The 13,347-nt window shown below is 66.0% G+C and carries 12 protein-coding genes; 8 read left to right on the top strand and 4 right to left on the bottom strand.

What is annotated here, in order from left to right; translation table 11 throughout:
* Positions 1 to 16 precede the first annotated feature (16 nt).
* The 3 genes from zwf to EH240_RS11375 are packed head-to-tail and all read right to left on the bottom strand — an operon-like array spanning position 17 to position 4,871.
* Positions 17 to 1,393, bottom strand: coding sequence for a glucose-6-phosphate dehydrogenase (gene zwf, locus EH240_RS11385; RefSeq protein ID WP_124998202.1), 1,377 nt, complete (start codon positions 1,391 to 1,393; stop codon positions 17 to 19).
* A gap of 13 nt (positions 1,394 to 1,406) precedes the next feature.
* Positions 1,407 to 2,420 (bottom strand): phosphogluconate dehydrogenase (NAD(+)-dependent, decarboxylating), encoded by a 1,014-nt coding sequence (gnd, locus tag EH240_RS11380; protein ID WP_124998200.1) that lies wholly within the window; start codon positions 2,418 to 2,420, stop codon positions 1,407 to 1,409.
* Between the two features lie 33 nt (positions 2,421 to 2,453).
* The gene (locus tag EH240_RS11375; protein WP_124998198.1) at positions 2,454 to 4,871 is read right to left on the bottom strand and encodes a glucan 1,4-alpha-glucosidase; all 2,418 of its coding nucleotides are present in this window, start codon (positions 4,869 to 4,871) and stop codon (positions 2,454 to 2,456) included.
* A 227-nt stretch (positions 4,872 to 5,098) separates the two neighbouring features.
* On the opposite strand from EH240_RS11375, the gene EH240_RS11370 reads away from it, so the two are divergent.
* Both EH240_RS11370 and EH240_RS11365 read left to right on the top strand, forming a co-directional pair.
* Positions 5,099 to 6,376 carry a GAF domain-containing sensor histidine kinase gene (locus EH240_RS11370; RefSeq protein WP_124998196.1) on the top strand — a complete coding sequence of 426 codons (1,278 nt, stop codon included), beginning with the start codon at positions 5,099 to 5,101 and terminating at the stop codon, positions 6,374 to 6,376.
* A complete protein-coding gene (locus EH240_RS11365) occupies positions 6,376 to 7,116 on the top strand; it encodes a response regulator transcription factor (RefSeq protein WP_124998194.1) in 741 nt (246 codons plus the stop codon). The genes EH240_RS11370 and EH240_RS11365 overlap by 1 nt, the downstream gene beginning before the upstream one ends.
* Positions 7,117 to 7,147: 31 nt before the next feature.
* Here the strand turns inward: EH240_RS11365 and EH240_RS11360 are convergent, their stop codons facing one another.
* Positions 7,148 to 7,486: a putative quinol monooxygenase gene (locus EH240_RS11360; RefSeq protein WP_124998192.1), complete on the bottom strand. Its 339-nt coding sequence runs from the start codon at positions 7,484 to 7,486 to the stop codon at positions 7,148 to 7,150.
* 162 nt (positions 7,487 to 7,648) lie between these two features.
* Here EH240_RS11360 and EH240_RS11355 point away from each other — a divergent pair, with 162 nt between their 5' ends.
* From EH240_RS11355 to EH240_RS11330, 6 genes are all read left to right on the top strand, one after another.
* On the top strand, positions 7,649 to 7,843 hold the full coding sequence (locus EH240_RS11355; RefSeq protein ID WP_124998190.1) for a tautomerase family protein: 195 nt from the start codon (positions 7,649 to 7,651) through the stop codon (positions 7,841 to 7,843).
* On the top strand, positions 7,840 to 8,733 hold the full coding sequence (locus tag EH240_RS11350; protein WP_245435943.1) for an SMP-30/gluconolactonase/LRE family protein: 894 nt from the start codon (positions 7,840 to 7,842) through the stop codon (positions 8,731 to 8,733). Before EH240_RS11355 ends, EH240_RS11350 begins: the two co-directional genes overlap by 4 nt.
* 84 nt (positions 8,734 to 8,817) lie before the next feature.
* Positions 8,818 to 9,834: an ABC transporter substrate-binding protein gene (locus EH240_RS11345; RefSeq protein ID WP_124998188.1), complete on the top strand. Its 1,017-nt coding sequence runs from the start codon at positions 8,818 to 8,820 to the stop codon at positions 9,832 to 9,834.
* A 46-nt stretch (positions 9,835 to 9,880) separates the two neighbouring features.
* Positions 9,881 to 11,344, top strand: coding sequence for a sugar ABC transporter ATP-binding protein (locus EH240_RS11340; protein ID WP_124998186.1), 1,464 nt, complete (start codon positions 9,881 to 9,883; stop codon positions 11,342 to 11,344).
* Position 11,345: 1 nt separating this feature from the next.
* The gene (locus EH240_RS11335) at positions 11,346 to 12,323 is read left to right on the top strand and encodes an ABC transporter permease (protein ID WP_167483995.1); all 978 of its coding nucleotides are present in this window, start codon (positions 11,346 to 11,348) and stop codon (positions 12,321 to 12,323) included.
* Between the two features lie 3 nt (positions 12,324 to 12,326).
* Positions 12,327 to 13,274: an ABC transporter permease gene (locus EH240_RS11330; protein WP_124998171.1), complete on the top strand. Its 948-nt coding sequence runs from the start codon at positions 12,327 to 12,329 to the stop codon at positions 13,272 to 13,274.
* Positions 13,275 to 13,347 lie beyond the last annotated feature (73 nt).

The following is a 13,347-nucleotide window of genomic DNA, read 5'->3' as shown; positions in this document are numbered from 1 at the left end:
AGCGTTCCTCCCGAAACTATTTCGCCGGATTGATCCAGCCGTTGGGCGGGCCGAAGCCGTTCATGGCGTCGGCCGGTCCCCAGGTCTTCGGCGCATAGATATGCGGCGGCGTGGTGTCGCCAAGGACCGGGCCGACAATGCGCCAGGCGAGCTCTGCCGCGTCCTGGCGCGTGAAGAGCTGGCCGTTGCCGTTCATGGCGTCGCCGATCAGCCGCTCATAGGGCGGCATGTCGCCTTTGGTGTCGTCGAGCGCGGTCAGCTCCACCTGCTCGCCGATCATGTCGTCGCCTGGCACCTTGCGCTGGGCGCCGATCGAGATCGCCACCTGCGGATCGATGCGGAAACGGACATAGTTGGCGTCGTCCGGCTTGATCGGATCGAAAACGTCGAGCGGCGGCCGCTTCAGCCGCACGATCACTTCGGTCGCATGCACCGGCATGTTCTTGCCGGCGCGGATGAAGAAGGGCACGTCCCGCCAGCGCCAGGTGTCAACGAAGAAGCGCACCGCGGCGAAGGTCTCGACCGGCGAGTTCGGCTGCACGCCCGGCTCCGCCAGATAGCCGTCGAACTGGCCGCGCACGACATCGTCCCTGGTCAGGGTGCGAATGGCGCGGAGCACCTGCACCTTCTCGTCGATCAGATCGTCAGCCGAGCGGCCGACAGGAGGCTCCATGGCGAGCAGCAGAAGGATGTTGAGCAGATGGTTCTCGATGACGTCACGGATGCAGCCGACCTCGTCATAGAAGCGGCCGCGTCCCTCGACGCCGAAATCCTCGGCCATGGTGATCTGCACGCTCTCGACGAAGTTGCGGTTCCAGATCGGCTCGAGGAAGGCGTTGGCGAAGCGGAAATAGAGCAGGTTCTGGATCGCCTCCTTGCCAAGATAATGGTCGATGCGGAAGATCGACTGCTCCTCGAATACCAGATGCAGCACGCGGTTCAGCCAGCGCGCCGACTGCAGGTCGTGGCCGAAGGGCTTTTCGACCATCAGCCGCGCGCCGCGCGCGGTGCCGGACTGCTCGAGGCCCTGGACGACGGTTTCGAACATGGTCGGGGGCACGGCCATATAGTGCAATGGCCGCTGCGCCGGGCCGAGCGTCGCCTTCAGCTTCTCGAAGGTGGCCGGGTCGCGGTAGTCGCCGCTGACATAGCGCAGCAGCGAGGCGAGCTTGGCGAACACCTTGTCATCGACGGCGCCCAGCACGTCGACGATACCGTCGCGGGCACGGTCCACCAGCTTGCCAATGTCCCAGGGGTCGAAGGCGACGCCGATCACCGGCTCGGTCAACGTGCCCTTGGCGACCATCTGGTACAGCGCCGGAAAAATCTTCTTGTGCGCAAGGTCGCCGGTCGCCCCGAAAAGCACCAGCGTGTCGGACCTCTCCTGGCTCATGCCGCCTCTCCCCTCACGCGCCGGTCTTCGGCTTCTCGACATGGCCGCCGAACGCATAGCGCATGGCGGACAAAAGCTTGTCGGCGAACTGGGATTCGCCCTGCGAGGAGAAGCGGTCGAACAGCGCCGAGGAGAGCACCGGCGCCGGAACGCCGGTGTCGATCGCCGCCTTCAAGGTCCAGCGGCCTTCGCCGGAATCGGAGACGCGGCCGCCATACTGGGCGAGCGTCGGGTCGCCCTTCAGCGCGCCGGCGGTGAGATCGAGCAGCCACGAGCCGATGACGCTGCCGTGGCGCCAGACCTCGGTCACGGCCGGCAGGTCGATGTCGAACTGGTAGTATTGCGGATTTTCGAGCGGGCTGGTTTCGGCGTCCGCCGTCCGGTCCCGTTTGCCGGCATTGGCCGATTTCAGGATGTTGATGCCTTCGGCATAGGCGGCCATGACGCCGTATTCGATGCCGTTGTGCACCATCTTGACGAAATGGCCGGCGCCGCTCGGGCCGCAATGCAGATAGCCATAGGGCGCGGTTCCGGCGTCCTTCGGCGGATTGGAGCCCGGGTCGGCACCCGGCGCCAGCGTGGCGAAGACCGTGTCGAGGTGTTTTACCGCTTCGTCGGGGCCGCCGATCATCAGGCAATAGCCGCGCTCCAGCCCCCAGACGCCGCCGCTGGTGCCGACATCGACAAAGCTGATGCCCTTGACCGCCAGCTTCGCCGCTTGGTCGACGGCGTCATGATAATAGGAATTGCCGCCGTCGATGACGATGTCGCCCGGCTCCATCAGCGCCGCCACCTGGTCGACGATCCTGCCGGTGATCGCGGCCGGCAGCATCAACCAGGCACAGCGCGGCTTGGCAAGCTTGGCCACGAACTCTTCCAGCGAGGCGGCGCCGATGGCGCCGTCCTTGACCATGCCGGCGACGCTTGCCGAGTTGATGTCGTAGACGACGCATTCGTGGCCGTCACGCATCAGGCGGCGCACCATGTTGGCGCCCATCCTGCCCAGTCCCATCATTCCGATCTGCATGGTGTCATCCCAGTCGTTCGAGGAGAGAAAAATCTAATGATTGTCCGAAGCATCGATGCCGACAGTGAAGTCGACATTCTCCCAACGGCTGGCTTCGGGCCAGAAAAAAGTGAAGACGATCGTGCTTCCGGGCGGCAGGCCGGCAACAGACAGGTCGACCAGATGGACGCCGAAGGCGTTCTCGGCCGTCTTGTCGTCGTGCACCGTCAGCCATTTGTCGCTGCTCCAGTGAACCACGCCGCGGGCCGAAAGCTCGACGCGCAGGACCTTGCCGGCTGGAATGGAGCGGATCTTGTTGTTGAAGCGCCATGTCCGGAAGGGCGAGACGGTCTTTCGCTTGATGTAGCGCTCGACACCCTGCGGTGGCATGTCGAAGACCGTTCCGTCGCGCAGCGAGCGCAAGAGCTTGATATGCTCGGCATGCGCCCAGACCAGCGGCATCGCGCTGCCCGAAGGCGCTCCGAGCCGCAACTCGCGCTCCGTCATGTCGGGTTTGTCCCAGACCTGCTCCGGCAGGAGGCCGCCCACGCCGGCCGAGCGCTCGAAGGTCTCGAGCAGTTCCGCCGCTTTGTCGGGTCGTCCGGCCGCCAGCTCGTAATGGGCGCGTTCGCCGGCGAGGAGCGGCCAGGGCCGGCCGTGGCCGGTGCCGTCGAAAGGCGAACCGTCATCATGCTCGCCATAGCCGTCACCGCTGTAGCGGTACCAGACCGGGCCTTGCGGCAACGCGCAGCGCAGCTCGGCGTCGATGACCTTGATCGTGTTCAGGATGCGGGGGTCGTCCGCCGCCCTGAGGCCGAAACGCACCAGCGCTAGAGCGTCCGGGCTGACAATGGCTTCGGCGGGCTTATCGCCATCGCCGGGCAGCCGGTTCTTGATCGGCACGAAGCCGTCTTTCGGCGAAGCGGCGCCGGCTTCGTCGGGCGGCGCGATGCGGACATAGTAGCCCGCGACACCTTCCCTGGCGCACAGCTCCGCGCCGGTGACATAGGTCCAGCGTTCGATCCGGTCGTTCCAGCAATCGGCGGTCTCGCGCAGATAATTTGCCGGCTCATTTTTATCGCAGGCGTCGAGCATGTCGGCGGCCGCAAGCAGCGCCGCGATCTCGACGGCCAGCGTGAACGGGCTGTAGCCGGCGTCCTCCTCCCAGCGGTCCTCGCCGGTGACCGGGCCGTTGCGCACGACATAGGAGGCTGCGCTTTCGATCATCGTCAGGAAATCGTCGAGCTTCGCGCGCGGCAGATGGCCGGCGCGGCGGAGCGCATCGGCAAGCAGCAGCGGAAAGGCGCATTCATCCATCTGGATGCCGGGCCAATAGGGCGTTCCGCTCGACCAGCAATTTTGTGGCCAATGACCGTCAGGCTGCTGGATCGAACGCAGGTAGGTGAGTATCTGCAGCGCCTGCCCGGCGTCGCCGGCGGCGAGGAAGCCGCCCGCCGTCTCGACCAGGTCGCGCGGCCAGACCAGATGGTAGCCGCCGAGATCGTCGTCGCCCTTGCTGAAGCCCCAGGGGATCGAGAGACTGGCGACTGCGGCTCCCGGCCTGGCGATCGACAGATGCGAGGCAAGCACCGCGGTGCTGACACGGTAGGTGTTCAGGCCAGAGGCAGAATGCCGGTCGAGCTTCTCCAGCCCGGCCTGGAACTTCCGCCAATTGGCTGCATAGGTTTCGGCGGCCGCCTCGAAACCGTCCTTCAGGCTGGCCAGCGCGATCTCCGCCGCTTCTTCCGGCCAGGCGCCGAAACCGAGCGCCAGCAAAGCCGTGCCGCTCCCTACCGAAAAGCCGATCTCGCCGGTCAGCGCGACATTGCCATCCTCCGCGCGCCGGCAGGCAGTATCGAGCGTGCCGCCGTCCCGGAGTTGCTGCCAGCCGTCGGAGAAGCCGACATAGCCGGCCGAGCAGGCGCCCCAGGGCAGCGAGGCGGCAAGCGCGATCGAAACGCCGCGACCTGACGCAAAGAGGATTCGCTGCCCCTTATGCTCGCCGATCCAGGCGGTGTTGCCCATGCCGGCATTGATAAGATGCGGGGCAAGCAGCGCGTAGACGCTATAGTCCGCGGCTGGACCTTTGAGGGCCGCGAAGGTGACTTCCTGCAACAGGACAGGCCGTTTCGGATCCGTAGCGATGCGCTTTGCTATCCGGTATGAGCCATCCGCCGCCGTATTGACCAGGCGATAGCCGGGCACGCCGTCCTCGAACGGCTCGATCGTGTGGACGGCATCGCGCTTTTCTTCGGAGAAGTAACCGCCGGGACCGGTGATCATCAGCCCCATGTCGCGTGTGCAGGCGCTGTCGAGGCGCGGATAATAGATCTCGTTCAATATGCCGTGGCTGATGGTGAACCAAAGCGGGCTCTTGGCCGAAAGCGCGGTGCCGACGCCGCTCTTGGCGCTTGACGTCCAGCGCGCCGGAATCCCCGGAGCGCCCTGTGCAACAGTCGGCGTCACTGCCATCGATTGGTCTCCTGCCGCCGTTCCTAGACCAGGAGCCGGCGGCTTTTCAATCGCCGCACCTGAAGTTGATCGCCCTGCCGCTGCGTGAGCCATCGTTGACAGCGGCACCGTCAAGCGGTCACTATTTCGCAAGCAGGGAGGAACTGCGGGAAACAGGAAGCTTGAAGCCGCGCCCAGCGGGCCTGGCATCGTGCGGTTTCCTGTGGTCGGGCGGCAAGGGAGGAGACATGTCGGAGGTATCTCCGCAGCTGATCGACCGGCTGCTCGCGATCTCACGGGCCTTGGCCGGGCATATCGATCCGGGCTCCGCGTTCCGGGCGACGGCGATCGAAATCGGCACGCTGATCCCGCACGACCATATCGATCTGGCGGTGCTGTCGCTCGATGGGCGCATGCACGCCTGCTACGAGGCCGGCTTCCACACCAGCTGGAGCGAGCTGGCGCAGCATCCGGTCGAGGGCAGCCCGATCCGCCGCGTGCTGCGGGGCCAGACGCCTTATCTGCTCTCGGACAACGCGCTCATCGACGACCGCTTCCACTTCGAGGGAGCGTTCGACGGGCCCATCTTCGCCGCCAAGCTGCGCAGCCGCATCATTGTGCCGCTGCGGGCGCGCGGCAGCGTCATCGGCGCGCTCAACATCAGCCGTCACGAGGCCGGCTGCTACACGCAGGCGGATGTCGAGATAGCCCAGCAATGCGCGGACCTTATCGCGCCCTACATCTTCGCGCTGATCCAGACCGAGGAAGCGCGCCGCGCCATGCTGGCCGAAAGCGAGGCACGCAACCGGGCGGAGCTGCTGAGGGTCGGCGCCTCGCAATTGACCGCCGGCATGGAACGTGAGCGCCGCCGCATGGCGATGGACCTGCACGACCAGACGCTCGCCGACCTCGCCCGCATCGCGCGCCAGGTCTCGGCCTTCCGCAGCCGGGGCGTGGCGCGGACGGCCCAGCTTGCCGATCTCGAGCAGGAGGTGGCCGGCTGCCTGGCGGAGCTGCGCCACATCGTCGACGACATGCGGCCGAGCGTCCTGGAATTGTTCGGCCTGCGCGATGCCGTCGAGGCCCATCTCAACCGCAGCGTCGCCAGGGCCAAGCCGCCGATCGCGGTGCGCATTGCCGATAGCAGCGCCGGCAGCGCCGACAGCCTGTCGGAGACGCTGCGCACGGCGCTCTACCGGATCGTCCAGGAAGCGATCAACAACGCCGTGCGCCATGCCGGGCCAAGCCGCATCGAGGTGCAGCTGGCGTCGACGCCAGGCACGTTCAGCGTCACCGTCACCGATGACGGCCAGGGCTGCGGCGCGATCGACCCCGCCGCTCAGGGCGGCATCGGCCACATGCACACGCGGGCGGCGCTTGTCGGGGCGCGGCTGCGTTTCGAGTCGGCCAGCCGCAAGGGCGGCACGCGGGTCGTCATCGAGATCGACCGCGAGCCCGTGGGAGACAAGGCGTCGACGCGCAACCCCGTGGCGGTGGAAGGTCGGCCGGTGGTGGAGGCGGTTTGATGCTGGTCATGATCGCGGAAAATGACGGTCTGCATCGCACCTTCGCGCGGCGCACCGTCGAGCAATTGTGGCCCGGCGACGTCGAGGTGATCGAAGCCGGCGACGGCGAGGACGCCATCAACCTTGCGGCCGAGCGGCAGCCGCCGCATGTCGTGCTCGACCTGCAATTGCCCAAGGCGACCGGCATCGAGGTGGCCCGCGCCATCTGGAGCCGGCGCGCCGGCACTCATATCCTGTTCTGGTCGAACTTCGCCGACGAGGCCTATGTGCGCGGCGTGGCGCGCATCGTGCCGCCGGGGTCGGTCTATGGCTATGTGCTGAAATCGGCGACGGAAGAAGGCATGCGCTCGGCGCTGCGCGGCGTGTTCCGCGAGGGGCATTGCATCATCGACCGCGAGATCCGCGGCATCCAGCATCGCGTCCAGGACCGGTTCGAGGGCATCACCGACGGCGAGTACGAGAGCCTGATCGATATCGCGCTCGGCCTGACCGACCGGGCGATCGCGGCGCGGCGCGGCCTGTCGATCCGCGGCGCGCAGAGCCGCATCAAGCATGTCTACGACAAGCTTGGCATCGTGCCGCCGGAGGAGGGCGCCGGCGAAGCGTCGGTGTTCAACTCGCGCACTCGCGCGATCTATCTCGCCATGGTGCGCGGGCTCATCAACATCGACGCGCTGCGGCGCGAGCAGGAGCAGCTCGACGCCTGGCTCGCACAGGCGACGCCTTTGCAGGAACAGTAAGCCCCACCATGGATAGCTCAGTTTGAATTCTTCAGTCTGAATTCGGGCTGCTCTTGGCTCTCAGGGCGATCGGCTCGGTTTCGATCAGCTGAAGCGACCTGACCATATGAGCCGTCTGCGCCTTGTACTTGAGAAAGTGCCGTGCGGTCAGGTGAGCTCGGTAGGCGGACTGATCGGCATAGCATTCGATCACGCGCACCATTTCAGGCGCACCCTTTAGCGCGACCGCGTGAAGGAACAATACGCCAGGCTCATTCTGCACCGAGGCCTCGATCTCTTCGGCAAGCAAGGCCCTGAAGCTATCGATCCGGTCGGGGTCGATCTCCAGTTCCGCAATTCGCACGATCCGCTCGATGGGAGGCTTTGCCATCACCGGTTCTCCTGCTTTGCAGCAGCGCTTGCCGGCGCCGACTGTGCGAAACCACAGTCGGCGCTGCGCTTAGACCCGTATCGCCCGGCTCGCATCCCGACTACGTTTTTGTCCGACAAGAACAAGAATTTCGGGCAAGAACAAGAATCCCGGGGAAGCGCCATGCCGTTCGTCAGCATACGGATACTCGAGGGTCATTCGCAAAAGCGCAAGAACGAGATCTCGCGCCGCGTCACCGAGGCGATCAGCGAGGTCGCCGAGCTGCCCATGGACGCCATCTGGGTGGTGATCGAGGATGTGCCGGGCAGCGACTGGTTCGTCGCCGGCAAGCCGGTGCGGGAGCCGAAGGGCTCGTGATCTCCATCCCGGCACGCGCCCGTCATTCCGGCTTCGGCGACGTCGTCGGCACTGCGGCGATGGAGCGGCTCGCCACCGGCTACGGCTTCATCGAGGGGCCGGTGTGGCATCCTTACGAGAAATGGCTGGTCTTTTCCGACATTCCACAAAGCCGCATGTACCGGCGCAGCGCCTCCGGCGAGATCGAGCTGTTCCGCGAGCCGAGCCGGATGGCCAACGGCAACACGCTCGACCGGCAGGGACGGCTGGTGACCTGTGAGCACGCCACCAGCCGGGTCACCCGCGCCGAGCCGAACGGCGCGACGACTGTGCTTGCCACCCATTACCGGGATAAGCAGCTCAACAGCCCGAACGATATCGTCGTCGCCACCGGCGGCTCGATCTATTTCACCGATCCGACTTTCGGCCGGGCTGAATTCTATGGCGTGCCGAGGCCGCAGGAGCTACCCTTCCAGGGCGTCTACCGGATCGACGGCGACGGCGCGCGGCTGACGCTCGTCGCCGACGATTTCGCGCAACCCAACGGGCTCTGCTTCTCGCTCGATGAATCGCGGCTGTTCGTCAACGATACCGAACGCGGCCACATCAGGGTGTTCGGCATGGAAGCGAACGGCGATCTCAACGGCGGCGCCGTGTGGGCGGTGACGGAAGGCGACGCGCCGGGATCGCCCGACGGGATGAAGATCGACAGCCGTGGCAACCTCTATTGCACCGGCCCCGGCGGCATTCATGTCTTCGATGCTTCCGGCGATCTTCTCGGCGTCATAGCGACGCCGGAATATTGCGCCAATTTTACCTTCGGCGACGAGGACCTGAGGAGCCTCTACATCGCCGCCTCGACGTCGCTTTACCGGCAGAGGGTGCGTGTGCCGGGACTGAGGCTGTTTTGAGTACGCGCTCGGATAGAATTGGAGTGAAGACGGCCCACAGGCCGATGGAAGTGCAGCAGTCAACATATCTGGGAGGATTATGACATGAAGAAACTACTGGTCTTGAGCGCATTCGCAGCCATGCTCGCCTCGGGCACGGCACTTGCCGACACGAGCGGCAAGAAGATCGCCTTTTCCAACAATTACGCCGGCAATTCGTGGCGCCAGGCGATGCTCGACAGCTACGGCATCGTCACCAAGAAGGCGGTCGACGATAAGGTGGTGGCGGCGGCGGATGTCTTCACCACCGCCGACAAGGAAGTGCCGACCCAGGCGGCGCAGGTGCAGAACCTGATCCTGCAGGGCTATGACGCCATCGTCATCAATGCCGCCTCGCCGGATGCGTTGAACGGCGCCATCAAGCAGGCCTGCGATGCCGGCATAGTCGTCGTTTCCTTCGACGGCATCGTCACCGAACCTTGCGCCTACCGCGTCGTCGTCGACTTCAAGGACATGGGCAAGCAGGAAGTCGAGCAGATGGCCAAGTTCCAGCCGAAGGGCGGCAATTTGCTGGAGATCCGCGGGCTGGCCGGCACCTCGATCGACGATGCCATCCATGCCGGCATCCTCGAAGGCGTGGCCGCCCATCCCGAGTTCAAGATTGTCGGCTCGGTGACCGGCGACTGGGACCAGACCACAGCGCAGAAGGCGGTGGCGACCATCCTGCCGTCGTTGCCGGACGTGGTCGGCATCGTCGACCAGGGCGGCGACGGCTATGGCGCTGCCCAGGCCTTCGCCGCAGCCGGCAAGCCGCGCCCGACCATCATCATGGGCAATCGGCAGGACGAGCTGAAGTGGTGGAAGGAGCAGAAGGAGAAGGACGGCTACAAGACCTGGTCGGCTTCGATCGCGCCAGGTGTGTCGACGCTGGCCTTCTGGGTGGCGCAGCAGGTGCTCGACGGGCGCAAGGATATTCCGCACGATCTCCTGGTGCCCTATCTCGCCTTCACCCAGGACGATTTCGAGGCCGCGCTGCCGAAGATCAAGGAGGGCGGCGTCGCCACGCACGAATACACGCAGGAAGAAGCCATCGCGGCCATCAAGGCCAATATCAAGCAATAGCGGCGCGAACGTTGCCAGCCGCATCGCCAACCGGATATCGTTGAGGATGCTCCAGGCTATTGCAGACATTGTCAGGCTCGACGGCGCCGAAAAGCATTTCGGCGCCGTCCGCGCCCTCAGCGGCGTCGACTTCCATGTCGGCGCCGGCGAATGCGTCGGGCTGGTCGGGCACAACGGCGCCGGCAAGTCGACACTCATGCATATGGTGGCGGGCACGCTGCGGCCGGACGGCGGGCATATCGCCGTGCGCGGCAATCAGGAAGCGAGCTATTCCGTGGCGCGCGCGCTCGAGCTCGGCATACGCTGCGTCTTCCAGGAATTGTCGCTCTGCCCCAACCTCAGCGTGGCCGAGAACACGCGCATCAACCATCCCTCGCTCACCGGTTTCGGCTGGCGGCGCAAGGCCGCCGACCTCATCCAGGCCAAGCTCGACGAGATCTTTCCCGACCACGGTATCTCGGCGACCGACATTGCCGGGGATCTGTCGATCGGCAAGCGGCAGATGGTCGAGGTGGCGCGCGCCTTCACGCTGACCCGTGAGCCGCTGCATCTGGTCATCCTCGACGAGCCGACCTCCTCGCTCGACGCGCATACGGCCGGCCAGTTGCTCGCCTTCGTGCGACGCTTCGTCGCCGCGGGCGGCAGCTGCATCCTGATTTCGCATGTGCTCGGCGAAGTGCTGCAGAACGCCGACCGCATCGTGGTGATGCGCGACGGCAAGGTCGTCGCGGCGGACGCCGCAACCGCATTCGACCGCGACAAGCTTGTCGCCGCCATGGGCGGCGCCGAGGGACATCAGCGGGCCGTCGCCGAAACCCGGAAGACGCAGGCCGGCCCGCTCAAGGTGCGGGCGCGCCCGGCACGGCAGCAGGATGGCAAGGAGCTTGTCGCCCGCGCGGGCGACATCATCGGCCTTGCCGGCCTTGCCGGGCATGGCCAGACGGATCTGCTGCTGGCGATCTTCGCCGCGGCGTCGCGCGCCAAGGCCGGCATCGAGGTGACCGCCCCGGTTGCGCTGGTCGCCGGCGACCGCCAGGCGGACGGCATCTTCGCCCAGTGGTCGATCGCGCAAAACATCGGCATCCGCTCGCTTCATCGCCTGCGCAACGGCCTGTTGATCTCACCGCAGCGCGAGGCCGAGCTCGCCGAATTCTGGAAGAAGAAGATCGGCATCCGCACGCCGGACATGAACAACAACATTTTCTCGCTGTCGGGTGGCAACCAGCAGAAGGCGCTGTTCGCACGCGCGCTCGGATCCGACGCCCAGATCGTGCTGATGGACGATCCGATGCGCGGCGTCGATATCGGCACCAAGCTCGAAGTCTACGACCTCTTGCGCGAGGAGGCCGCCAAGGGCCGCACCTTCCTCTGGTACACCACCGAGACCGAAGAGCTCGACAATTGCGACCATGTCTATGTCTTCAAGAACGGCCGGATCGTCGCCAATCTGCGGCGCGACGAGCTGACGGAAGAAAAGATCATCCAGTCCTCGTTCGGCGATGCGGCCTGAGATGACGGCGATCGCTCCGGGCACGCTCCCGAAATCCTCGCCGCGTGGCGGCGCCGCTCGGGCGCGCATGCTGCGCAGCCTGCTGCCGGCGCTGTCGCTGTCGTTGGTGCTGATGGCGATTGCCTGGCTCAACCCGCGCGCCATCAGCTATTTCGGCTTCAGCCTGATGCTCAACCTGGCGATCCCGATCGCGCTGGCGACGATCGCGCAGATGTTCGTCATCGCCGGCAACGAGCTCGACCTGTCGATCGGCACCTTCGTCGGTTTCGTCGGCTGCGTCACCGCCACCTGGCTTAAGGATACGCCCCTCATCGGCATCGCGGCGCTTCTCGGCTCGATCGGCGTCTACGCGCTCATCGGCGCGCTGATCCATCTGCGCAACCTGCCTTCGATCGTGGTGACGCTCGGCATGAGCTTCGTCTGGCAGGGCCTTGCCATCCTCATCCTGCCGAAGCCCGGCGGCAAGGCGCCGGACTGGCTGCTGGCGATCCTGGCGTTCAAGCCGCCCTACATCCCGTTCCCGATCCTTGCCGCGCTGTTGATCGCGGCCGTGGTGCATTTCGGCCTGATGCGCACCTCCTACGGCGTCATCCTGCGCGGCTCCGGCGGCAACGCCGCGGCGCTCAAGCGCGCCGGCTGGTCGCTGCTCAGGACCAAGATCGTGCTGTTCGCGCTGACCGGCCTGTTCGGCGTGCTGTCCGGCATGGCGCTGATCGGCATCACGACCTCGGCCGACGCCAATATCGGCAACGGCTACACGCTGTTGTCGATTGCCGGCGTCATTCTCGGCGGCGGCGAGTTTGTCGGCGGCCGTGTGTCGCCGATCGGCGCGGTCATCGGCGCGCTGACGCTGGCGCTCGCCGCCTCGCCGCTGCTCACCTTCATGCACATCCCGCCCGACTGGCAGGTCGCCGCCAATGGCGCGATCCTGATCATCGTGCTGGCGGCGCGCGTGCTGATCAGCCGCAGGGAGAGGTGAGCGATGGCCTCCATGCGGACGCTGCTCGAAAAACCCTGGCTCTGGTCCTTCGTCGGCGCCTTTGTGGTGTGGGTGGCGACGGTTGCCTTCACCGGCGGCTACGGCGGCGGCGGCATGGTCACGGCGGCGCTCTCGCTTGCCGTCTTCACCGTCGTCGTCGGCGTCGGCCAGATGTTCGTCATCACGCTGGGACCCGGCAATGTCGACCTGTCGCTGCCGGCCAATATCGGGCTGGCAAGTGCGGTGGCGATGAAGGTGATGGGCGGCAGCGATTCCATGATCGTCGTCGGGCTGCTTGCCGCGCTTGCCTGCGGCGCGGCGATCGGCGTCATCAACTACCTGCTGATCTGGGCGCTGAGGATCCCGCCGATCATCGCGACGCTGTCGGCGAGCTTCATCATCCAGTCGGTAGACATCAGCTACGGCCGCGGTCTGCAGATCAAGCCGCCGCCGGGCTTTGCCGATTTCACCAACTGGCAGATCCTCGGCGTCCCGGTGCTGGCGCTGCTGACGGTGGTCTTCACCGTCGGCGCCGCACTGGCGCTGCAGCGCATGATCTATGGCCGCTCGGTGCTGGCGATCGGGCAGAACATCCGCGCCGCGTGGCTCGCGGGCGTCAATGTCGGCCGCATCCGTTTCCTCACTTACACGCTGTGCGGCGCGCTGGGCGGCATCGACGGCGCGCTGCTTGCCGGCTATTTCCGCGGCGCCAATGTCGACATCGGCAACGAATATCTGCTCGCCTCGATCGCGGTCGTCGTCATCGGCGGCACCTCGGTCGCCGGCGGCAAGGCCAATGTGCCCGGCGTCTGGGGCGCGGGCCTGTTCCTGGTGCTGCTGCTCACCATGCTCAACACCTTCGGCGTCAGCGCCGGCGTGCGGCTGGTGCTGACCGGGCTGATCATCGTCGGGGTGATTACGGCGGCGGGTGGCGAGAAGGCGCTGCGGTAGTTAGTACGGCGCAAGGCGATGTGAGGCCGGCGGGACAGCACCCCCTCTGTCCTGCCGGACATCTCCCCCGCAA

This window comes from Mesorhizobium tamadayense, assembly GCF_003863365.1.
GTDB lineage: Bacteria > Pseudomonadota > Alphaproteobacteria > Rhizobiales > Rhizobiaceae > Mesorhizobium > Mesorhizobium tamadayense.
The sequence above is the reverse complement of the archived record's forward strand: the minus strand, read 5'-3'. Positions and strand labels throughout refer to the sequence as shown.